This window comes from Aneurinibacillus tyrosinisolvens (assembly GCF_001015055.1).
GTDB lineage: Bacteria > Bacillota > Bacilli > Aneurinibacillales > Aneurinibacillaceae > Aneurinibacillus_A > Aneurinibacillus_A tyrosinisolvens.
The window spans coordinates 60,694-83,002 of record NZ_BBWZ01000014.1; the positions used below are offsets into that span (position 1 = coordinate 60,694).

Sequence of the window (22,309 nt, forward strand, 5' to 3'; positions counted from 1 at the left end):
AAACTTACGCGAAGCCATTTTTTTGAATTTTATTAAAAGTATAAAAACTACAGGTTGAAAGCGGATACAGAAGTCTACTATAATAGTGAAATAAACCCCGAATTAAAAACCCATTTTAAGAAGCGTCCATCATCACTCCCACTGCCATATAACCAACAAGTAGTATTTCTCAAATCAATGTGGAAAGTGTTTCAGCCAAATGATTAGAGGGGGATCCTATGTCCGCAACTATTTGTTATTTAAATACCTGGAAGCGATTTGTAGACGAAGGAGTTCTTGATCCAGCCCGTTTGAACAAACGCATTATGGAATCATGGTATCGCTGCAAAAAAGAACAGGTGAATCCCTATTTAAACAAAGGCCAGCTTGTATTATCAGGCGACTTATTGAACATTCAAAGAGAAAAGAACGCACAGCTTATGGATGCAGCAACGTCCCATTTAGCCAGAATGAGCCCGGCAATTAGAGAAGCAGGAATGATGGCCCTCCTGGTCGATGCAGATGGATATGTATTGTCCTTGTCAGGAAATGACAAAATACTCGATGAAGCAGGCAAAATAAATTTTGTTGAGGGTGTACGTTGGACCGAGACTGAGGTCGGTACAAACGCGATTGGAACAGCTTTGCAGACGAGAGAAGCTGTTATGATTAACGGTACCGAGCATTATTCCATCGCTTCTCATAATTGGAGCTGTGCAGCTACGCCCATTTTTAATGAAGATGGACAAACACTTGGCGTCATTGATGTTTCGTGTCCGGTTGACCATTCACATCCTTTTATGCTTGGAATGGTTGCCTCTATTGCCTATGCGATCGAGCGGGAAATAGCCATCCGCTCCTCTAAAAGGGAATTGGCATTCACTCAGCAATCCATTGAATTAGCAGAAACCTACGGCAATCAGCTCTTTGTCGTTTGTAACCAAAAAGGCGTCGTTATTTCCGCAAGCAAATGGGTTCGTAATAAAGTTCCTCAATCGGTTGGTATGAGTCTCAATGAACTTTTACTAAACGGGTATCGAATTGAAACGGAAACCCTCCTGCACTTGAGAGAACATAATGCCACCATGGGAAAATGCTTGTTTTTAGCAGAAGAAGCTCTTTATAACCGAAATAGGATTTTTCCGGCTTTCTCTCCTAAACCGTTTTATTTCAGGGGAGAAATGGGGGTAAGTGAATCTTTTCAGGACACTTTAAAAAAAATAAAGCTGGTTGCACCTACAGATTCAAACGTATATATAACCGGTGAAACAGGAACAGGGAAAGAGTTGGTTGCCCAAGCCATTCATGAGAATAGCCCCCGTAAAAACGGACCGTTTATCGCTCTTAATTGTGGAGCATTACCGAAGGATTTAATGGAAAGCGAGCTGTTCGGTTATACCGAAGGGGCTTTTACAGGGGCAAAAAGGCAGGGATATAAAGGAAAGTTTGAACAAGCTAACCATGGAACAATTTTTCTTGATGAAATCGGTGAAATTCCGCCTTCTATGCAGGTGGCGCTTTTACGTGTGTTACAGGAACGAGTGGTTGTTCCAGTAGGGGGGACAAAAGAAATTCCTTTAGATGTACGTATCATTACCGCGACACACCGTAATCTTGCCGAGCTTGTAAATAAAGGAACCTTTCGCCAGGACTTATTTTATCGCCTCAATGTGTATCCAATATCTGTACCTTCTTTGCGTGAGAGAACGGAAGATTTTCCACACCTCGTCCGTCATTTTTGCCAAAAAAATAACTGGAACATTCCATTTACTGACGAATTATTTGAACGATTGAGAGATTACGCCTGGCCTGGCAACATAAGAGAGCTATTGAATATGTTGGAACGAATGCATATTTTGCTCTCAGACGAACTAGCAAACATGGGCCAGATATTAAATTCATTGTTTCCATTTGAGACCATTCAAGAATCAGGCCGCCAATCTTCAGGTCAACTTAAAGGGATAGAAGATACAGCATCTGAACTTAGAATACGGGAGAAAATTCAAAGGGCACTAATGCTGGAGGCCTTACAAAAAACAAAGGGAAACGTTACTGCAGCAGCCAAATTTCTAGATATTCCGAGGAGTACTTTTTACAAGCGGCTTCAAAAATTCGGGTTATAGTATTGATGGAGAAGCGACTTTTTACCAATATAGATGGACTGAAATGGAAAAGACGAGATAATTTAGTCAAAAAAAAATAATCCACCCTTGAGTTAGCAGCTCAGTGGATTATTCCTCGATATTGCTGATCCCCCTTGCAGGGAACCCTCTATTGCATGACCGTTGGTGTTAGCAGCATCACCGGTCTATTTTAATATATGCTGTTTCTTAATTTTATTATACCCGGTAATGCTGGAAAAGAAAGCGGTAAACGAAATGTACACAGATTCTAATCGAACGTAATAGGGGAAATCTGTTATGAAGTCCCAAGTACAAATGGAGTAGCGTCGCTAACAATAATTTATTGCTGGCTCTCAGTGTAAATTTGTTGTTATTTGGAAATGAATGTGCTATACTACATGTAAAACTTAATTATGTATTGATATTTATCATTCACACATTTTTCTGCCATTACAGGAGAAGGATTCAAATCCCTTGAAGAAGGCCAGCGAGTAAGCTTTGACATTACCCAAGGCAATCGTGGCGCTCAAGCTGCCAACGTTGTTAAGTTATAAACCAATAACAAAAAGCTTATACGATAGATGTATGAGTTCAAGGCCGCTGACAACATCATGTTTGTTAGCAGCCTTTTTTTATTACTAAAATGAATCAAATAAAGGGGGGATAATCATTTTGGAGTTCGATACAATGGTAGATCAGTTAGCAACAATAAAAGTTATCGGTGTCGGTGGTGGCGGAAATAGTGCTGTTAACCGAATGATTGAGCATGGGGTGCAAGGTGTTGAATTTATTGTTGTCAATACAGACGTCCAAGCCCTTCATCTATCAAAAACTGAAATTAAAATACAAATTGGTGAAAAGCTTACTAGAGGACTTGGAGCAGGAGCAAATCCGCAGGTAGGTAAAAAAGCAGCGGAAGAAAGTAAAGAACAAATTCAAGAAGTGTTAGAAGGGGCGGATATGGTATTTGTCACTGCTGGCATGGGCGGTGGAACAGGTACGGGGGCAGCTCCAGTTATCGCTCAAATTGCTCGTGAATTAGGGGCACTAACTGTTGGGGTAGTTACACGTCCGTTTACATTTGAAGGTAGAAGGCGTGCGACTCAGGCAGCTAACGGTATAGCATCATTGAAAGAAGCCGTTGACACTTTAATTGTAATTCCAAATGACCATCTATTAGAAATGGTTGATAAAAAGACACCAATACTTGAAGCATTCCGTGAAGCAGATAACATCTTACGTCAAGGTGTACAAAGTATTTCAGATTTAATTAATGTACCGGGTTTAATTAACTTAGACTTTGCTGATGTAAAGACAATCATGTCTGATAAAGGTTCTGCCCTAATGGGAATTGGTATTTCAGTTGGTGAAAATCGCGCAGCAAAAGCAGCGAAAATGGCTATTTCCAGTCCATTACTGGAAACATCAATTGATGGGGCTCAAAATATATTAATGAATATTACTGTTGGTAGTAATTTAAGTCTTTATGAAGTTCAAGAGGCAGTTGATATTGTTGCCGCCGCTTCTCATCAAGAATTGAATATGATTTTCGGTTCCGTTATTAATGAGAATCTTAAAGATGAAATTATTGTAACAGTTATTGCAACAGGCTTAAACGACCAAGATTTTATGCAACCAAAACAGATTAACCCATTATCATTATCTGTTACTAACCCGGAGAGTCAGCAACCTTACTCTCAACCCAAACATAAGCGTAAGGAACCACAAGCGGACTATACAAATATAAATCCCCAAACAGAAGATGCGTTGGACATTCCAACGTTCTTGCGTGACCGTAATCGACGTCGTTAAAAAGGGGAACTTAGCCTAGTATCATAAAATGAATCTTAAGTCTGTCCTTATATTTTACATTAAACAGTCCATATTTTAATGAAAATAAGGAGGCGTTTAGAATGGATACTCACATTGATTTTCATACATTTAAAAACAAAATTTTTATGTTTCAAAAGCCAGTGAAAGAAATTTTAATGACAAAAGAATATCTCGAAAGTGGATCATCGGAAGGTGTGAAGGTTATAGAGGGAAACAATTATATACTCACTGAGTTTTACAAAGGAAAAATATATTTTTCTGCTCCAATTATAATCGATGATACTGTTAAATATTATGAAGTGGTTTATCTATAATCATTTAAATTGCATAGTAAGGATAATCGATAAACAGACTCTGATTTTAGGGTCTGCTTTTACTTTAGCTGGATTAAATAAGAAAACCTACTCAGAAAAAGAGTAGGGCAGAAATATGTCAGAAGTTAATTGGTTTGTTCTTTGCCATTATCCATCTCTCCCTTATTAAACCATAGTGGATCTTTGTCATCGACATCACCATTATAGTTGATGAGGATCTCTTCTCCTGCTTTTATGTCTGTGTAAGCATAGAAGTCAAACGTGTGGTTCTTAAAGTTAATATCATAAGTGGCATTCGGCTTATATGAATGGTTAAACAGCATCCCATATCCTAAGACCACTGCGGTGTGGTTAGCACCATACTCAAACACGTAATCAGCAAGTACCGTTTGCTCTATAAAAATATGCTCCTCATTAGGATAAGGAATAACTGGTGCTTCATGTATAAGCTCACCTTTTGCTATATCAAGTGTCGCGAATACCCCTCTATTGAACTCTCCATTGCTCAGTGTAGAAATTTTTATCTCAATCATGTTAGTCACCTACGCGTTCTTTTTGATGAAGTCTCTTATCTTCTTAAGCTTGCCAGTTGAAAAGGATGAAAGCAAGTGTTTTAACTCATCAATGTCAATTTCTTCTTCAAATCGTCTTAAATCATCATTGTGGCCAATGAGAATTTTAACGTGTCATAGTATAAAAGAATCTCACCTTATCATTAGTAATCTTAATAGCTATAATAATTTATTTGTATTTTACTAATGCGGTGACTTCCGGTAAAGTTGAATTATAAACTTTTTTAAGGAAGTGTCTACTTTATAAAAATGGCACCATTGCGAAAAAAAATTTCTGCTCTTAATTAAGAACCAATCTATAAGATCTTTGAATAGTTTATATAATTAAAACTGACTTAATTTATGTGAATAATAGAAATGCGATAAAATCAATCATTTTTTCACTGAAAAGTGAATGGCAAGAATTGTTGAAACCAGTCATTACAAGTAAAATGACGTACAATAAGTTTATATTCCTTTGTGAGGTGGATATCGTTGCAATTTCAGGTAATGAACAGTCCGTTTAATCAGGAGCAGGCAGATCTCCTTAACCGCCTTCTGCCAACCTTGACAGAATCACAAAAAGTCTGGCTGAGCGGTTATCTGGCCGCGTCCCAGACTGCTTTCGTTCCGGCAACACCAGAAGCGCCGGCGGCAGAACTTCCTGCCGGGAGCACCGGGCAGACAATCTCAAAAGAAGTGACCATTCTTTACGGATCACAGACGGGCAACGCGCAGGGGCTTGCGGAGAAGGCGGGCAAGACGCTTGAGGGGCGCGGCTTTCAAGTAACCGTCTCGTCCATGAGCGATTTTAAGCCAAACAATTTGAAGAAAGTCCAAAACCTGCTTATTGTCGTGAGCACACATGGAGAAGGCGACCCGCCGGATAACGCGCTGTCGTTCCATGAGTTTCTTCATGGCAGACGGGCGCCGAAGCTCGACGATCTCCACTTTTCTGTTTTGTCGCTTGGAGACAGCTCCTATGAATTCTTTTGCCAGACGGGAAAAGAATTCGATCAGCGGCTGGAAGAGCTCGGCGGCACACGGCTTTGTCCGCGCGTTGACTGCGACCTTGACTATGATGAGCCGGCGTCCGAATGGCTTGAAGGAGTTTTTAGCGGCTTAAGTGGAGTGCAGGGCGGAGGTACCGCACCTGCTCCAGCAGCACCCCAAGTAGGTGAATCGGCGTATTCCAGAACATATCCGTTTAAAGCGGAAGTGCTTGAAAATTTAAATTTGAACGGCCGCGGCTCGAATAAAGAAACACGCCACCTTGAGCTATCACTTGCAGGGTCTGGCCTCACATTTGAACCAGGTGACAGCCTGGGTGTTTATCCGGAAAACGATCCGGCTCTTGTAGATATGCTTCTTGAGGAAATGAAATGGAATCCGGAAGAAATGGTAACGGTCAATAAACAGGGAGACATTCGTTCGCTTAAAGAAGCGCTCACCTCTCACTTTGAAATTACCGTTTTAACAAAACCGCTTCTTGAGCAGGCAGCGCAGCTTTCAGCGAATGAGAGCTTACGGGAGCTTTTATCACCGGGCAATGAAGAGAAATTAAAAGCGTATCTTGAAGGGCGCGATTTGCTTGATTTGGTCCGTGATTTTGTCCTGTGGGGTGTATCGGCGCAAGAGTTTATCTCCATTCTCCGGAAAATACCGGCCCGTCTTTATTCGATTGCGAGCAGCTTATCCGCGAATCCGGATGAGGTGCATTTGACAATCGGCGCCGTCCGATACGATGCCCATGGACGCGAACGAAGAGGCGTCTGCTCCATTTTAGCAGCGGAACGTCTGCAGCCAGGGGACACACTTCCGGTTTACATTCAGCATAACCAAAACTTTAAGCTGCCAAAGAACCCGGATACGCCGCTCATCATGGTTGGACCGGGAACAGGCATTGCGCCGTTCCGCTCCTTTATGCAGGAACGCGAAGAAACTGGAGCGCAAGGAAAATCATGGCTGTTCTTCGGCGACCAGCATTTCGTGACGGATTTCCTTTACCAGACCGAATGGCAGAAGTGGGTAAAAGACGGTGTGCTGACGAAAATGGATGTCGCGTTTTCGCGTGACACGGACGAAAAAGTGTATGTGCAGCACCGCATGTTTGAACACGGCAAAGAATTGTTCGAGTGGCTTCAAGAAGGAGCCGTCGTTTACATTTGCGGCGATGAGAAAAACATGGCACATGACGTCCATAACACGTTTATTGAAATTATTGCAAAAGAAGGCAGCATGAGCCGTGAGAAAGCGGAAGCTTACCTTGCCGACATGCAGCAGCAAAAACGTTACCAGCGTGATGTATACTGATTTTGGATTGAAAGGAGTTTTTCAACATGGTAAACCCAATTTTAAAAGCGCCGGACGGCCCGCCAAGCGATGTTGAGCGCATTAAAGAAGAGAGCAACTATTTGCGCGGCACACTGAAGGAAGTGATGCAGGATCGGATCAGCGCCGGAATTCCCGAAGATGACAATCGCCTCATGAAACATCACGGCAGCTACTTGCAGGATGACCGGGATCTCCGTAATGAGCGCCAAAAGCAAAAACTAGAACCTGCCTATCAGTTCATGCTGCGCGTCCGTTTGCCGGGGGGTGTGGCAACACCGGATCAGTGGCTTGTCATGGACGAGCTTGCGCAAAAGAACGGCAACGGCACTTTAAAACTGACAACACGCGAGACGTTTCAAATGCATGGTATTTTAAAATGGAATATGAAAGAAACAATTCAGGAAATCCATTCGTCCCTTTTAGATACCATTGCGGCGTGCGGCGATGTAAACCGAAACGTCATGTGCAACTCAAATCCCTACCAATCTGAGATCCATTCTGAAGTATATGAGTGGTCGAAACGATTAAGTGATGATTTATTGCCACGCACAAGAGCGTATCATGAAATTTGGCTGGATGAAGAAAAAGTGGCCGGCACGCCGGAAATCGAAGAAGTTGAACCAATGTATGGACCGCTTTATTTGCCGCGGAAGTTTAAGATTGGTATCGCCGTTCCGCCATCGAATGACATTGATGTCTTTTCACAGGACCTTGGATTCATTGCAATTGTTGAAGATGGCAAGCTGGTCGGTTTTAACGTGGCAATCGGCGGCGGTATGGGCATGACGCACGGCGACAAAGCGACGTATCCGCAGCTCGCCAAAGTAATCGGCTTCTGTACGCCGGACCAAATGTATGATGTGGCGGAAAAAACCATTACGATTCAGCGCGACTACGGAAACCGTTCCTCCCGCAAAAATGCCCGGTTCAAATACACAGTTGACCGACTCGGGCTGGAAACGGTTAAGGCTGAACTGGAAAACCGCCTCGGCTGGAGCCTGGATGAAGCGAAGCCATATCATTTCGACCATAACGGCGACCGCTACGGCTGGGTGAAAGGCGTTCAAGGAACATGGCATTTTACACTGTTTGTCCAGGGTGGCCGCATTGCGGATTTTGATGATTACAAGCTGATGACCGGCTTGCGCGAGATCGCCAAAATCCATACCGGTGATTTCCGTCTGACGGGAAATCAAAACGTGATCATTGCTAATGTATCTAGCCAGAAAAAGAAAAAGATTAGCGAACTGATTGAACAATACGGTTTGACGGATGGCAAGGATTATTCAGCACTCCGCCGCAGCTCGCTGGTGTGCGTCGCACTTCCGACTTGCGGATTGGCGATGGCGGAAGCAGAACGCTATTTACCGGTTCTCCTTGAGAAAATCGAGGCCATTGTTGATGAAAGCGGCCTGCAGAATGAAGAAATTACCATCCGCATGACCGGCTGCCCGAACGGCTGTGCCCGTCCGGCGCTTGGCGAGATTGCCTTTATCGGCAAAGCGGTTGGCAAATACAACATGTATCTTGGCGCAGCCTTTGACGGCAGCCGCCTAAGCAAAATGTACCGCGAAAACATCGGTGAAGAAGAAATTTTGCGCGAACTGCGTGTGCTTCTTTCCCGCTACGCGAAAGAAAGACAGGAAGGCGAGCACTTCGGTGACTTTGTCATCCGCGCCGGCGTCGTCAAAGCAGTGACAGACGGCACGAATTTTCATGATTGATCAAGATGGATTAGAGACAGGAACGCATTCCTGTCTCTTTTTTATTGTGTCCAGTTTAAACCTAACAACTTATCACATACAAATTATGATATACTTAAAAGGGAATATCTTACAAGTGCCCCGATACATATCAAACCTATCCAAAAACTAAATTAACAAAATTCCCTGGAGGCATTATGGAACAAAACAAGCCCAGAAATCACACGAGATAATACTTTGTTTGAAATGGGTCTTTTTTGGGGAAAGTTAAGGAGAGGACGGGTTTTTTATTTGATTCCAAATACAGTACCCAAAGTGTTAAACGACACGGAAATTGAAGGTTATCACCTGCCTTCGGATTTAATTGGAATTTCTGCTTTGAAATACGAAGTGCGTGACAAACAAAATTTTCCTGCTGCAGTAAATGTAGCCTGCAATCATATAATACAACAAGTCCAAGAACTGGGAAGTTATGAAGACCCGGCTGTACTTTTAGAAGAAGCCAAATTAAGGCAAAAAGAGAGGGATGGAGTTGCTCTTTTTACCCTTAAATTGACCAAAGAGCTTATTCATTCTGATAACGCAAACTATGATTTGATGAAAACAATAAATTATCTTTTTGGAGGTGCTTCTGAATGACTAGATTTATTAATCCAACAGTTATAAAGAAAGGTTCCTGACAAGGATTTATATAAACTTGGTGAACCTGTTGTTGGCGTAAAGGCAGTAGCATCCGTAAAAGGTAAAGAACAAGTCGGAGCCGTTGTGTATAAACGCAAAGCTAAATACGGCGATTTTTTTGAAAATCGGGCATAAGAGAATTATTAAGCATATTAAAAAACACTTCAATCTAGAGATTGAGGTGTTTTTTTATGAAGAAAGATACTCACTCCTGATTTAAAATTTGCCTGACCATTTTATTACGACTTAATTTACAAGCTGTTGTTGGATGATTGAGATCATCAGGATTTTCAACTTTATAGGTTTTAATTAACCCATAATCTAAGCAGTCTGTAAGAGCATCACTAATTTTTGTTTCAGGAAACCTTTCAATTAGTCGTTTTCTGAAGTGATTTTTTTTCTTTCTCTGTCTTTGTTACTTTTCTCATGATTTCTGGATAAAAACAAATTTTTCACTCCTTATGAAATACCGTAAACTTCCTATGTTTTTTTCTCAAAATGTTGATAATCTTTTATGTTTTTCCATTCTCCGCCCCAACTCCAATCCCGTTTTTTGAACGCGCTATAGCAAGCATCGCCTTTTATAATCATACCTTTACGAACGATTTGTCGATTCGCATAGGCTTTAGCGTTACCCGGGCGTACTTTGATTCCTCGTACCTCAGGGTTTTGTACTGGGTTAATGTCGATTGCTACACCATAGCTGTGGTTTGATAGCTGCTTTTTACCAGCGATCATCCTTGTATTAAAAGCGGATGTATTATTGTTTTTCATCGATAAATCATCAGATCCCTTGTACTCATCAATCAGCCTTATTTTTTCAATCGGAAATTTTTTTTGGTACAGTTCTTCAAAAATAGTCAGCACTTCTTTTGCCAGCTCCTTGTGAACGATAAGCTCTCCCATATGCTCTTTATTATCAAAGCCGATATAGCGTACTTTAACATACGATAAATCGCTCATTTTCACAGGCGTTCTTTTACGGAAAGAAACACCCGTTATTTTATGCTGTACGCTGGCAGGAATGCTACTGTAACCAATATCAACTGGTACGTGCATACTTCCTGCAGATATAGTTCCTCTAGATATAGTTTCCGTAGGTGTATTCTTTGTACATATGCATCCTACAAATGTAGCGACTATACAGGTTAAAACCAGACCTATTCGTAAGCATTTCATAGTATATCACCTCCTGTATTTGTAGGTTGAATATGGTAATTATTCGTTAATCAGGAGCGAACAGATTGTTTGGTTGATCTCATGTTTTTCTTAGGCTCCCTATAGTATTCCGTTCATTTTGGCTCTTATTACTCTTTTATCATCTCAAGTGAGAAGAACCCCTTCCTCAAACGCCCCCGGCGTTAGGTGGGGGATGAATCACGTTCAGACTGCAGTGGGCCTTTGCCTACTTGAAAGGCCGGTAAACAAACGAGGTGAATTAAAGAATCATACTCATCCCGTTCTCTTTGTTAACGAAGCGACTCTTATAGAGGAACTTTTGCAAAAGATGCAGCAAGAGAGAAACTCCATTGCCACTCTTATTGATGAGTTTGGGGGAACGGCAGGGCTTGTGACAATGGAAGATATCCTTGAGGAAATTGTAGGGGAGATTCATGATGAATTTGATATAAACGAATGACTGTCGATCGAAGAGTTAGGAAAGAATCATTTCACGGTAGGCAATAAAGTACTGCTTTCTGAACTGGAAGAGCTGACAGGAATTGAGGCTGATCCTGAGTTCGATACCCTAGGATTACAAATTAAGCGTATTGAAGTAAAAAGGATTACACCTGTGAATAATCAAACGTAGTATCTACTGATATGAGGATTAAAAAAGACCGGGCAAATACATGCCGGTCTTTTCGCTTATTTCCTTATTTGAATACTTTAACGCGATCTTCTAATGGTTGGAAGGCCTTCTCTCCAGCAGGAGCCGTTGGCTTGCCAAATGGCATTTGAGCAATAAGCTTCCACTCAGCAGGAACATTCCATTCTTTTTTGACTTCATCGTCAATAAGTGGGTTATAGTGCTGCAAGGACGCTCCGAATCCTTCTATTTCTAATGATGTCCAAACAACATATTGAAGCATGCCAGAAGACTGCTGTGACCATACCGGGAAGTTATCTTTATAGAGGGCAAAATCCCTTTGAAGATTCTCAACAACGCTGCTGTCCTCAAAGAACAAAATGGTTCCATAGCCGCTGCGGAAAGCATTCATTCTCTCCTCAGTTGGGGCAAATTGCTCTTCAGGAACAATTTTTCTTAATGTTTCCTTTGTGATATCCCATAGCTTGTCATGTTGTTCTCCTAATAAAACAACAACACGTGCGCTTTGGGAATTAAATGCTGAAGGTGTGTACTTCACAGCATGATTTACTATTTCCTGAATTCTTTCATCTGAAAGGACAGTTTCTTTATTAAGTCCGTAAATCGTGCGTCTACCTTCTACAGCTGTGCGAAAATCTTTTGCCATGACCATCTTCCTTTCCGCTTCTATGTATTCAGGACTCTTACCGTATTAATCCTTTAACTAAAGAATATTTAATTAAATAATCTTTAATTCGAGATAATTATAAAACGTATGATTTAAATTCGTCAACAGAAATATTTTTATTGACAGGATGATTTCTACACTTTATTATTATCCTTAATTCGAGATAATTTTATTGAAGGAATTGATGAGACATGAGTCCTGAAAACATCACGAATAACACTGATCTCTCTTTAAAATTGCTCATTGTATTGTCACGAGCGAATCGTGCTGTTTTTGAGCGTGTGACAGAAGATATGAAAAGCCATGGATTAAATCCAACGGAGTTGCTGTGCTTGAGTTACTGTATCATAAAGGTGATCAGCCCATTCAGCATATTGGTAAAAAAGTACTGCTGGCAAGTGGAAGCATTACGTATGTTGTTGATAAATTAGAAGGTAAGCAACTTTTGGAACGAAAAGCATGTCCGAATGATAGGCGAGTAACACACGCGGCAATTACACAAAAAGGAAAAGAACTCATGGCCGAAATTTTTCCGAAGCATGAACAAGCCATTCGAGAGATTTTCAAGGGATTAGATGAAAAAGAGAAGGAAACAATGATTGCTCTTTTAAAGAAATTAGGTTTGCATGCACAAGATATGAGGTAAATTTTTTTAAAATAATATCTCGAAACAAAGATATATGAATTAAAAATAAATGAAAAAGGAATAGGTGATAAAAATGATAAACGTTTACCCTGCTGAATCTCGATACAGTTCTGATCATGGATGGTTAAAAACATCCCATAGTTTTTCGTTTGCGGATTATTATGATCCAAATAACATGAACTTTGGCCCACTCCGGGTATTAAATGATGATTTTGTTGCCCCTGCCAGAGGTTTTGGTGCGCATCCTCACCGGGAAATGGAGATTGTATCGATTGTGTTGAAAGGGTATCTAAAGCATACCGATAGCTCAGGCGGTACAGCAACAACAACGTTTGGCGGGGTACAAAGAATGTCCGCCGGCACAGGAGTGGTTCATTCCGAGGTCAATCCGTCAACGGAGGAGGAGGTAAATTTCCTGCAACTCTGGTTCCTCCCCGAAGAACAAGGATTGACACCGTCGTATGAACAAACTAACTTTGATGCTGGAAAAATGAAAAATGCACTGTTACCTATCGTATCAAAACATTCCTCTTCTAATAAGGTTGCTCATATTCATCAAGATCTGACGATTTATTTATCTGATGTAGAAGAAGGCAAAGAAATCACATTCTCTCAAGAAGAAGGCCGTCGCGTTTTCTTGTTTATCCTTGAAGGAGAACTTCTTGTGAATGGTGATACAGCATTAAATAGACGTGATTCTGCCCGTATTACGGAAACATCTACATTAAAATTAACCGCAAAATCAAATGCCCGATTCATGCTCATTGATTTGCCATAAGCGTTGAGTTTTAAAGGATAAAATAAAGTCTAACAGGTCTGCCTAATATCTCGATTTCATATTATATTAAATCAAGATTTATGATTAAAAACTTTACCGTTGTGGAATGGAAAAAGGATTTGGAAATGTAAAGATATCTACATTTAAGGGGGTGGTTTATTCATCCATTTTTGATAGGTATCTAATGAAAATTGCTGGTGGTGAAAAAATTGGGTTTTCTAGACAGGATTTTTAAAAATTCATCCGAAAAGGAGACACAAATGATGTCAAATGTGAAATTAGCCGTTATTTATTACAGTTCAACAGGTACAAATTACAAGTTAGCTCAATGGGCTGCTGAAGGTGCAAAACAGGCAGGAGCCGAAGCTAAAGTGGTAAAAGTTCCAGAATTTGCGCCTCAAGCAGCGATTGATTCAAATCCTGCTTGGAAAGCTCATGTAGAGGAAACAAAAGCGGTTCCGGAAGTTTCATTAAGTGACTTGGAATGGGCAGATGCCATTATATTTAGCATTCCTACCCGTTTCGGAAATATGCCAGCGCAGATGAAGCAGTTCCTTGATACAACAGGCGGGCTCTGGTTCAACGGTAAACTCGCGAACAAAGTGGTTAGTGCGATGACTTCTGCTCAAAACCCACATGGCGGACAAGAGCAAACGATTCTTTCCCTCTATACAACGATGTACCATTGGGGGGCCATTGTTGCAACGCCTGGCTATACAGACCCTGTGCTCTACGCAGCTGGGGGAAATCCTTACGGAACCAGTGTTACCGTTGGTCAGGATGGAAATATGATCGAGGATGTACGCGAGGCTGTCATCCATCAAGCGAAACGTACGGTAACTGTCGCTGAGTGGGTAAAAAAAGGCAACCAATAAAATGCAAAGAGCTAAGAATAAACCTTAATTAAACAGAAGGAGCTGTTCCTGGAGGTCAATGACCTTGTGGATCAGCTCTTTCTGTTTTTAAAATAAATCTTCATCTTCCTTGTGAACATTTTGTTATTTGTATTTTACCTTATCCTCACCAGTCAATATTACAAGCATAGAATGTAGTAAGGTGGTGATGATAAATGACCTTTACACTTTCAGACTGGATGATCTATACAATGTGGGCCATATTTGGACTCATGATTATTAATCTTCTTATCACCCTTTTCCAATCATTTTGGAAAGGCTCTTTTGACCCAACTTTTGTATTAAATTATTTGAAGGATGTCCTGTACTACGTCCTGCCATTGCAAATTGTTGTATCCGTGATTCCAATTGATCCTACGGGGTGGATTCTTGTAATATTTTATTTCATTGGCGGTATTGCTGTAATTCTCAAGTATTTATTGGACATTAAAAGAAAATTTCAGCAAATAAATTTGTCGCCTTCCTTGATGGAGGGCCTTTTCATTGACTGTGCAATTTTTACCAGGGGCAATGAGGTGGCTAGTCTTTCACGTTGTCTGGTACTCGAGATGGACAAGTTTGTTTTTTTGGTGCCTGACACCATTTCTAGGCACTCTTAGAATCCTGCTCAAGGGCGTCAAGGAGTTCAAGGAGATGGGTGGCGAGGCGATCCGGGGTTTGATGCTTTGTGGGCCCCCTGGCACCGGCAAGTCCTGATCGCGAACGAAGCACAGGTGCCCTTTGCTTACGCCTCAGCCCCCAGCTTTCAAAACATGTTCTTATGAGGTAAAACCGTAATTGTGTATTGAATCTCACTTGAAAAAGTGGGATATTTTTTTAGGAAAAAATCACTTTAAAAGGCCGATTGATGCTTTTCGTTATGAATAGCTAATAAAAATCAACAGTGTCTGTGAGTATTCCTATCGTTATGATAGCTATGATAAAATAAATAAAAGGGGTGAAAAATATGAATTTAAAATATGAAATTATATCTGATGAAAAAATTGAATACTGTAGAGATTTATGCAATGAACTCATGGCCTTCCAAAAGTCGAAATCATACATAAAACCGGAATTGTTTGACAACATGAATTTTGACACTCGGATGATTCCTTCGATAAAAAGTGCAATATGCAATTATACTGTGGTAGTTAAAGATAAAGATAAAATAATAGGTTATGTATATTCAAATATCTCTCCCAAAGAAACATATTCAAATGAATTTGCCACTTTTTTTGACCTTTCTTCTGTTAGTAGAAATAATGTAGGTTGTTTATCCCAATTTTATATTAAAGAAGAGTACAGGCAATATGGGATTGGATCTATACTTTTCAATATGTCAATAGAGTGGTTGAAACAATTTGATGATGTCGAAGATTATTTTATCTTTGTCTCAAATGGCAATAATAACGCCTTGGAATTCTATAGACGTAAAGGATTTTCTGTTAGTCATGATATATTGGATGGTTTTATAACTGTTTTACGATCGAGCGCGAGAACGCCTCTTATTTGAATGGGGGGATGAATCGCGCCTGTTTTTTCTTTCCGGATGGTATATAATAGAAATATACGTTCGTATCGCTATTCTCCGAAAGGAGGTCTTCAAAAACAAACCGTTATTACTACTGGGAGAGCTATTATGGACCAAAAAAAAATAAAAGGAAGTATACAACAGTTAAGTACTTTAATTAATGAAATGCCTGATTTTATTTGTATCAAAGATGGAGAAGGACGATGGTTGGAAACGAATCAATTCTCCCTTCAACTTTTTCAGCTCGAACATGTTTCATACCAAGGGAAAACAGATACTGAATTAATCTCTTATTCACCATTCTTTAGGGAAGCTTTGTTATTTTGTGAAGAATCGGATAAAAAAGTATGGGAATCTGGAATTGTTTCTCGATGTGAAGAACAAATTCCACAGCTTAATGGGAGAATAAAGTTTTTTGATGTCATTAAGGTACCTCTTTTTTACCCTGATGGGCAACGGAAGGAACTTATCGTTATTGGGCGGGATATAACTGAACGTAAAATTGCCGAAAAAAATATTAAGTATTTGGCTTATCACGATGAACTTACAGGACTGCCGAACCGTCGGCATCTTTATGAAGTCTTGACGACTGAACTATTACAATCCGATACGATCGCAGTCTTATTTATCGATTTAGACCGGTTTAAGATTATCAATGACTCCTTAGGACATTTAATGGGGGATAGTTTATTGCAAAAGGTTTCGGAACGGTTAGTGGAATGCAATCAAAAAGGAATGGTTTTTCGTCATTCCGGAGACGAATTTATTCTAGTCATACCAGATACCAAGCGTGAAGAGTCCGAACAAATCGCACAAAAAATTATTGAACATTTAGATAAACCCTTTGATTTAGATGGACATGAAATCTATATTTCACCGAGTATCGGCATTTGTTTATCCACTGAGGTGGAGACGAATACATCCGCACAAGAGTTGATTAAATTTGCAGATTTGGCTATGTACCAGGCAAAGCAAGAAGGAAAAAACACCTTTCGATTTTATACAGAGACGATTCAATCAAAGGCATATACTACGTTAGAGATGGAAATGAATTTGCATAGAGCGTTAGAACGTGATGAATTGCTTCTTCATTATCAACCCCAAATCGACTTGCAATCAGGGGGGGTTTCCGGAATGGAGGCTCTCCTTCGCTGGGCTCATCCCGATTTAGGGTTCATCTCCCCAGCTGATTTTATCCCTTTAGCGGAGGAGACAGGACTGATTGTTTCCATTGGCAAGTGGGTGCTCTATACGGCTTGCAAACAGAATAAGGAGTGGCAAGAAAAGGGTCTCCCACCGTTCGTTGTTTCGGTCAATCTTTCTGCTCGTCAGTTTTATCAAACAGACTTAGTAGAAATGATAAGTGAGGTATTGAAGGAGACTGAGCTTGATCCTCAATATTTAGAATTAGAAATCACGGAAAGTATGACCATGGACGTGGGTCGCTCTATCAAGATTCTAACTGAGTTGAAAAATTTAGGGGTGAAAATCAGCATTGACGACTTTGGAACAGGGTATAGTTCGCTTGCTTACCTTAAAAAGTTTCCGGTCGATAAATTAAAGATTGATCAATCTTTTGTTCGGGATTGTTTAAAAGACTCTAGTGATGCGACAATTGTCCAAACGATTATCGCTATGGCTAAAAATCTAAACCTTCGTGTAGTTGCAGAAGGGGTGGAAACAAAGGAACATTTATCTTTTCTTCAGTACCATCTCTGCCATGAAGCACAGGGGTATTTCATCTCCAAACCTTTACCGCTTAATGAACTAGAAGAGAAGTTTCTCGATATGGAAAAAACACTTGAAAAGCACGGGATCCCCCAAACGATAAATGAACAGATGTGGATAGAAGAGGCTTTACGGATGGCTCGGCAAGATCTTCAGGATACCATACGTCTACAACAGGGCATGACCTTTAAGTTAAAGGAACAGAACGGCAAGCTCATTCATACTCTTGCAGATGGGGAATTACTTCGTCGCATGGGATTTTCTCCTGAACAAATAATCGGTAAAGATTTATTTGGTTTTCTTCCAATTGAAGAGGCGGAAAGAAAATTAGCCTACTATAAAAGAGCATGGGTAGGAGAAAGCGTAAATTATGAAGGAGAAGTAAATGGAATCTATTACCTAGCAGCTTTAAATCCTATCATTCGTGGCGGGCGTGTAGTAGAAATCATTGCCTCTTGTGTAGATATTACGGAACGAAAACAAATGGAGGAAGCGGTACAGGAAAGCGAACGTCAATTACGCGCGTTAATCAATGCTGTGCCTGATTGTGTTTTTTTAAAAGATGGAGAGGGTCGATGGCTAGAAGTAAATGCTCCCGCTCTTCGACTTTTTCAATTAGAGAACATTTCGTATAAAGGTAAACGGGAATCCGAGCTAGTTAATTACAGTAGAAGTGGAAAAGATACATTGCTTCAATGTAAGAAAACGGATGAGCAGGCATGGGAAGCAAGAGAAACCATTCGGGTAGAAGAAGTCTTTCCTCAACCGGATGGAACATCAATAATATTTGATACCATTAAGGTGCCTGTTTTTGATCAAGATGCTAAGCGTAAGGGACTTGTTGTCATTGGTCGAGATATTACCGAACGGAAGCGAGTAGAAAAAGCTCTAATGGAAGCAGAAGCCAAGTACCGAAGTCTGGTTGAAGAAGCATTGGTCGGCGTATATATTCTTCAGGATGGTTGCCTTTTATATGTAAACCCGCGTTGTGCTGAAATATTCGGCTATCTAGAGGAAGAAATGCTTGGGATAAGTGTGTTAGATATCATTGTACCGGGAGATCGACCTCTTCTAGCTAAAAATATAGAAGAGAGAGAAAGTGGGCGGGTTAAAAGTAACCATTACCAGTTCCAAGCCATAAAAAAAGATGGAAGTGTCATTGACTGTGAAGTACATGGAACAAGGACAATCTATAATGGAAAGCCTGCGATTATTGGCTCACTGCTTGATATTACAGAACGGAAAAAGAGCGAAGAACTCTTAAGAAAGACAGATAAACTTGCGGTTATTGGAGAACTTGCAGCTGGTGTTGCCCACGAAATTCGCAACCCATTGACAGCATTAAAGGGATTTACTCAATTATTGAAATCCCAGAACAAGGAGAACAGTAGTTATTATGAGATTATGCTGTCAGAATTGGAACGCATAAATTCCATCGTTAGTGAGTTCTTATTGCTCGCAAAGCCGCAGGTAGTGGATTTCAAAAAGAAAAGTGTAATTTCGATATTACAGGATATTACTGCATTATTACAAAGCGAAGCTAATAAGCACAATGTCCAACTTGTAACCGAGTTTACAACCCAAATTCCTTTGATAAATTGCGAAGAAAATCAATTAAAGCAGGTCTTTATCAATGTTCTTAAAAACGCCATCGAAGCTACACCTGGCGGAGGAAGTGTAGCAGTGAAAGTTAAGTTTAGGGAAGAAGATAACAAGGTTATCATCCATATTATTGATGAGGGCTGCGGAATTCCTGAGAAACGGTTAACAAGGCTGGGGGAGCCGTTCTATACGACAAAGGAAAAAGGTACAGGATTAGGATTAACCATTAGTTATAAAATCATCGAAAATCACGGAGGAACGATAGGTATAAAAAGCCAAGTTGATGAAGGTACAGAAGTGCATATCGTTTTACCAGCCTAATGAAACGAAGCATACTCTTTTGGTTAATTGTTTAGAACGACTGGTACATTTCAAATGAAAATGAGGTCCTAACCAAAAAAGTGAAAGTTCTGCCATATCTAAATGGCAAGGGCTTTTTGTTTGTTTACAATATACCTTAACTTTTTCGTGTCCAAGATATTGACTCAAATCCAGCAAGTTGTTGTCCCTGAAATCGGGACAACAACTTGCATTCCTTCCGAAAACGGGAAAGATAACTTGCTATTCAAGATGGAGTAAGATCAAATATTGGAACAAATGGGTGATTGTTTAGGTTCAGAACAATCATCATGTAATATTTTTATTGGGATAATAATCAAGATTTTAGTTTCAATTGAATAGTTGAATTAATATAAGCAAAGTGCAAAAAAAAACAGCCGGTTTTAATTATAGATTTTTCTCTAACAAAATCCTCACTTGTTCTGCCATGACATGAGGCGGATAAGGCATTCCATTCGACTAGCGTTTCCGACAAGTGTAATGTAGGGGATTCATACGTTTATCGCTCTCAGGCGCTTTATATCTTGTATAGGTGGAAGACCAAACATGCGGGAATATTCACGGCTGAATTGCGATGGACTTTCATATCCTACCTGAAATGCGACATCAGCGGCATCTGTTAACTCAGATAATAACAAGCGCCGGGCTTCTTGGAGTCTCAGTTGTTTTTGGAACTGAATCGGGCTCATTGCGGTTACCTCTTTAAAGTGCCTATGAAGCGAAGAAACACTCATATTCGCTATTTCCGCAAGCTCCTCAATCCGAAAAGACCTACCATAGTTATTCTTGATATATTCGATAACGTCTCTGATTTGATAGGTTGAGCTTCCTTCTATTGCAATTTGTTCCAACACAACCCCGTACTGACCTTGCAGAACCCTATAGAGAATTTCCTTCGTGAAGAGAGGAGTAAGTACAGGGATATCCTTCGGATTGTCTAGTAGACGAGCTAATCTGACTACCGTATCTAAGATAGATAACTCCATTCGGCTGACAAACATCGCTCGCTTAGGATTTTCTTTCGGGCTAACTTGAATTTCAGAATCACGTAAAACCTCTAAAATTTGACTTGGCGTAAATTCAAGTTTTAAAGCCAAATACGGAAAATCGGAAGAAACTTCCGTGACTTGGGCAGTAACCGGCAAGTCAACGGATGCAACAAGGTAATCCGCAGGACTGTACTTGAAGCGCTCCTGTGCGAGCCATACCTCCTTCGCACCTTGAACCATAATGCATAAGGAAGGCTTGTAAACTCCGTGACTTGGTCCGGTCACATGAGATTGACGAATGAAATATAAAGACGGAATGGCAGTCGCGTGAACACCATTCCGACCCGAATAACGTTCAATCAGTTTGGCAAGCTCACCCTGCTGTTTATATATTTCTTCAGACATAAAACCCTCCTTGTTCTTTCATTCTTGATAGTTACATTATAAGTCCATATTCGTCTGTTGAGTAAGTCATTGTAAGAGGATTAGGCAATCATTTGGGAGGAATGGGATAACGGTCGCTTTTTCATTTGTTGCATAATAAGAATGTTAAAGTTTGGTCCATAGATGTAGTATGGCTGCTATCGGTGGCGGATAAATAATGTAACAGTTTAAAGTGACAATAATAAAAAAGAAAGGAAGGCAAATAATGCAAAAGCGTAAATTAGGAAAAAGCGGACTCGAAGTTTCTGCTATCGGGCTTGGTTGCATGGGAATGAGTCATGGTTATTTCAAAAATAGAGGATTTAAAAAGGATAAAATGAGTGACTTGACACTTAATATTTAAAAAACAGGAGGGTTTCATGTGCAAAAAGTCATTTTGAACAATGGTGTTGAGATTCCTATACTTGGCTTTGGTGTTTATCAGATTCAAGATGCAAATGAATGTGAACAATCCGTTTATGACGCCCTTATGGCAGGCTATCGTCTGATTGATACCGCTGCTTCTTATCAAAATGAAGAAGCGGTCGGCAGAGCAATCAAACGGAGTGGCGTGGCAAGAGAGGAAATGTTTATTACGACAAAACTCTGGATTCAGGATGCCGGTTATGAGAGCACAAAGAAAGCATTTGCAAAATCACTGGAAAGATTGCAATTGGATTATTTGGATTTATATTTAATTCATCAGCCATTTGGCGATGTATATGGTTCTTGGCGTGCTATGGAGGAATTGTATCGTGAAGGAAAAATCAAGGCAATCGGAGTTAGTAACTTCCAGATGGATCGTCTGGTAGATTTGATGATTCATAATGAAGTAATTCCTGCCGTAAACCAGGTCGAAACGCATCCTTTCTGCCAGCAAATAGAAAGTGCTAAACTTATGAAAGAGAACAATGTTCAGATAGAGTCCTGGGGACCTTTTGCTGAAGGAAGAAATAACATGTTCCAGAATGAAGTTTTAGTATCAATAGCTGAAAAGTATAATAAATCCGTTGCCCAGGTGATTTTACGTTGGTTAACACAGAGAGAAGTCGTTGTGATTCCAAAGTCTGTTCATAAGGAAAGAATCATCGAAAACTTCAATATCTTTGACTTTGAATTAAGCCAAGAGGATATGGAGACGATGGCTACGTTAGATACGAAAAAGAGCTTGTTCTTTTCACATAACGATCCTGAAATCGTAAAATGGCTCGGTACCCGTAAACTTGATATTTAATACTTCTTCTTATACAACACAATGCAGGGCTTTACTTCTTAGGGGTAAAGCCTTTTCTTATTCAACTAAAGGGAATAATAAGTGAAATACGACCGGGGGATTTCGCCAGCCGTTTTTATTTGCTCAATTAACA

18 protein-coding genes and 2 pseudogenes are annotated in these 22,309 nt (G+C 40.3%); 16 read left to right on the forward strand and 4 right to left on the reverse strand.

Annotation, left to right across the window (positions count from 1 at the left end):
- Positions 1–218: 218 nt before the first annotated feature.
- The 4 genes and pseudogenes from MBEAL2_RS14290 to MBEAL2_RS14300 all read left to right on the forward strand — a co-directional run bounded on the left by MBEAL2_RS14290 (position 219) and on the right by MBEAL2_RS14300 (position 4,249).
- Complete coding sequence (locus tag MBEAL2_RS14290; protein ID WP_047152964.1) at positions 219–2,102, forward strand: sigma-54-dependent Fis family transcriptional regulator; 1,884 nt, start codon at positions 219–221, stop codon at positions 2,100–2,102.
- Between the two features lie 431 nt (positions 2,103–2,533).
- Positions 2,534–2,656, forward strand: a pseudogene (locus tag MBEAL2_RS30255) (cold shock domain-containing protein); the annotation flags it as partial.
- A gap of 115 nt (positions 2,657–2,771) precedes the next feature.
- Positions 2,772–3,914, forward strand: coding sequence for a cell division protein FtsZ (gene ftsZ / locus MBEAL2_RS14295; RefSeq protein ID WP_047152965.1), 1,143 nt, complete (start codon positions 2,772–2,774; stop codon positions 3,912–3,914).
- 101 nt (positions 3,915–4,015) lie between these two features.
- Positions 4,016–4,249, forward strand: coding sequence for a hypothetical protein (locus MBEAL2_RS14300; RefSeq protein WP_047152966.1), 234 nt, complete (start codon positions 4,016–4,018; stop codon positions 4,247–4,249).
- Positions 4,250–4,374: 125 nt separating this feature from the next.
- Here MBEAL2_RS14300 and MBEAL2_RS14305 read toward each other — a convergent pair whose 3' ends face one another.
- Positions 4,375–4,782, reverse strand: coding sequence for an SET domain-containing protein (locus MBEAL2_RS14305; protein ID WP_047152967.1), 408 nt, complete (start codon positions 4,780–4,782; stop codon positions 4,375–4,377).
- Positions 4,783–5,295: 513 nt separating this feature from the next.
- Between MBEAL2_RS14305 and MBEAL2_RS14310 the strand changes: the two genes are divergently transcribed.
- The 3 genes from MBEAL2_RS14310 (at position 5,296) to MBEAL2_RS14320 (ending at position 9,476) form a co-directional block, all read left to right on the forward strand.
- A complete protein-coding gene (locus tag MBEAL2_RS14310) occupies positions 5,296–7,113 on the forward strand; it encodes an assimilatory sulfite reductase (NADPH) flavoprotein subunit (protein WP_047152968.1) in 1,818 nt (605 codons plus the stop codon).
- Between the two features lie 26 nt (positions 7,114–7,139).
- On the forward strand, positions 7,140–8,858 hold the full coding sequence (cysI, locus tag MBEAL2_RS14315) for an assimilatory sulfite reductase (NADPH) hemoprotein subunit (RefSeq protein ID WP_047152969.1): 1,719 nt from the start codon (positions 7,140–7,142) through the stop codon (positions 8,856–8,858).
- Between the two features lie 198 nt (positions 8,859–9,056).
- The gene (locus tag MBEAL2_RS14320) at positions 9,057–9,476 is read left to right on the forward strand and encodes a TIR domain-containing protein (protein WP_269082481.1); all 420 of its coding nucleotides are present in this window, start codon (positions 9,057–9,059) and stop codon (positions 9,474–9,476) included.
- Between the two features lie 522 nt (positions 9,477–9,998).
- Here the strand turns inward: MBEAL2_RS14320 and MBEAL2_RS14325 are convergent.
- The gene (locus tag MBEAL2_RS14325) at positions 9,999–10,697 is read right to left on the reverse strand and encodes a M15 family metallopeptidase (protein ID WP_082129944.1); all 699 of its coding nucleotides are present in this window, start codon (positions 10,695–10,697) and stop codon (positions 9,999–10,001) included.
- Between the two features lie 193 nt (positions 10,698–10,890).
- Between MBEAL2_RS14325 and MBEAL2_RS14330 the strand changes: the two genes are divergently transcribed.
- The gene (locus MBEAL2_RS14330; protein ID WP_047152971.1) at positions 10,891–11,157 is read left to right on the forward strand and encodes a CBS domain-containing protein; all 267 of its coding nucleotides are present in this window, start codon (positions 10,891–10,893) and stop codon (positions 11,155–11,157) included.
- 235 nt (positions 11,158–11,392) lie between these two features.
- Here MBEAL2_RS14330 and MBEAL2_RS14335 read toward each other — a convergent pair whose 3' ends face one another.
- The gene (locus MBEAL2_RS14335) at positions 11,393–11,992 is read right to left on the reverse strand and encodes a nitroreductase family protein (protein ID WP_047152972.1); all 600 of its coding nucleotides are present in this window, start codon (positions 11,990–11,992) and stop codon (positions 11,393–11,395) included.
- A gap of 212 nt (positions 11,993–12,204) precedes the next feature.
- On the opposite strand from MBEAL2_RS14335, the pseudogene MBEAL2_RS14340 reads away from it, so the two are divergent.
- The 6 genes and pseudogenes from MBEAL2_RS14340 to MBEAL2_RS29300 all read left to right on the forward strand — a co-directional run bounded on the left by MBEAL2_RS14340 (position 12,205) and on the right by MBEAL2_RS29300 (position 19,512).
- A pseudogene (locus MBEAL2_RS14340) lies at positions 12,205–12,659 on the forward strand (MarR family winged helix-turn-helix transcriptional regulator).
- A gap of 73 nt (positions 12,660–12,732) precedes the next feature.
- Positions 12,733–13,437 carry a pirin family protein gene (locus tag MBEAL2_RS14345; protein ID WP_047152973.1) on the forward strand — a complete coding sequence of 235 codons (705 nt, stop codon included), beginning with the start codon at positions 12,733–12,735 and terminating at the stop codon, positions 13,435–13,437.
- A gap of 263 nt (positions 13,438–13,700) precedes the next feature.
- Positions 13,701–14,312: an NAD(P)H:quinone oxidoreductase gene (wrbA, locus tag MBEAL2_RS14350; protein ID WP_047152974.1), complete on the forward strand. Its 612-nt coding sequence runs from the start codon at positions 13,701–13,703 to the stop codon at positions 14,310–14,312.
- Between the two features lie 194 nt (positions 14,313–14,506).
- The gene (locus MBEAL2_RS31800) at positions 14,507–14,950 is read left to right on the forward strand and encodes a hypothetical protein (protein WP_052947725.1); all 444 of its coding nucleotides are present in this window, start codon (positions 14,507–14,509) and stop codon (positions 14,948–14,950) included.
- A 347-nt stretch (positions 14,951–15,297) separates the two neighbouring features.
- Positions 15,298–15,843 (forward strand): GNAT family N-acetyltransferase, encoded by a 546-nt coding sequence (locus MBEAL2_RS14360; protein ID WP_047152975.1) that lies wholly within the window; start codon positions 15,298–15,300, stop codon positions 15,841–15,843.
- Between the two features lie 126 nt (positions 15,844–15,969).
- Positions 15,970–19,512, forward strand: a complete 3,543-nt coding sequence (locus MBEAL2_RS29300) for an EAL domain-containing protein (RefSeq protein ID WP_052947726.1) — start codon at positions 15,970–15,972, stop codon at positions 19,510–19,512.
- A gap of 509 nt (positions 19,513–20,021) precedes the next feature.
- On the opposite strand, the gene MBEAL2_RS14375 is transcribed toward MBEAL2_RS29300, so the two are convergent.
- The gene (locus MBEAL2_RS14375) at positions 20,022–20,924 is read right to left on the reverse strand and encodes an AraC family transcriptional regulator (protein ID WP_047152976.1); all 903 of its coding nucleotides are present in this window, start codon (positions 20,922–20,924) and stop codon (positions 20,022–20,024) included.
- 244 nt (positions 20,925–21,168) lie between these two features.
- On the opposite strand from MBEAL2_RS14375, the gene MBEAL2_RS32280 reads away from it, so the two are divergent.
- Positions 21,169–21,306, forward strand: coding sequence for a hypothetical protein (locus MBEAL2_RS32280; protein ID WP_173427719.1), 138 nt, complete (start codon positions 21,169–21,171; stop codon positions 21,304–21,306).
- Between the two features lie 18 nt (positions 21,307–21,324).
- Complete coding sequence (locus tag MBEAL2_RS14380) at positions 21,325–22,176, forward strand: aldo/keto reductase (protein ID WP_047152977.1); 852 nt, start codon at positions 21,325–21,327, stop codon at positions 22,174–22,176.
- Positions 22,177–22,309 lie beyond the last annotated feature (133 nt).

Bases quoted from the DNA above. Each gene is read 5' to 3' on its own strand.
- MBEAL2_RS14290 (WP_047152964.1), top strand. From the start codon at position 219: ATGTCCGCAACTATTTGTTATTTAAATACCTGGAAGCGATTTGTAGAC.
- MBEAL2_RS14300 (WP_047152966.1), top strand. From the start codon at position 4,016: ATGGATACTCACATTGATTTTCATACATTTAAAAACAAAATTTTTATG.
- MBEAL2_RS14305 (WP_047152967.1), bottom strand. From the start codon at position 4,782: ATGATTGAGATAAAAATTTCTACACTGAGCAATGGAGAGTTCAATAGA.
- cysI (WP_047152969.1), top strand. From the start codon at position 7,140: ATGGTAAACCCAATTTTAAAAGCGCCGGACGGCCCGCCAAGCGATGTT.
- MBEAL2_RS14325 (WP_082129944.1), bottom strand. From the start codon at position 10,697: ATGAAATGCTTACGAATAGGTCTGGTTTTAACCTGTATAGTCGCTACA.
- MBEAL2_RS14330 (WP_047152971.1), top strand. From the start codon at position 10,891: ATGAATCACGTTCAGACTGCAGTGGGCCTTTGCCTACTTGAAAGGCCG.
- MBEAL2_RS14335 (WP_047152972.1), bottom strand. From the start codon at position 11,992: ATGGCAAAAGATTTTCGCACAGCTGTAGAAGGTAGACGCACGATTTAC.
- MBEAL2_RS14345 (WP_047152973.1), top strand. From the start codon at position 12,733: ATGATAAACGTTTACCCTGCTGAATCTCGATACAGTTCTGATCATGGA.
- wrbA (WP_047152974.1), top strand. From the start codon at position 13,701: ATGTCAAATGTGAAATTAGCCGTTATTTATTACAGTTCAACAGGTACA.
- MBEAL2_RS31800 (WP_052947725.1), top strand. From the start codon at position 14,507: ATGACCTTTACACTTTCAGACTGGATGATCTATACAATGTGGGCCATA.
- MBEAL2_RS14360 (WP_047152975.1), top strand. From the start codon at position 15,298: ATGAATTTAAAATATGAAATTATATCTGATGAAAAAATTGAATACTGT.
- MBEAL2_RS29300 (WP_052947726.1), top strand. From the start codon at position 15,970: ATGGACCAAAAAAAAATAAAAGGAAGTATACAACAGTTAAGTACTTTA.
- MBEAL2_RS14375 (WP_047152976.1), bottom strand. From the start codon at position 20,924: ATGTCTGAAGAAATATATAAACAGCAGGGTGAGCTTGCCAAACTGATT.
- MBEAL2_RS32280 (WP_173427719.1), top strand. From the start codon at position 21,169: ATGCAAAAGCGTAAATTAGGAAAAAGCGGACTCGAAGTTTCTGCTATC.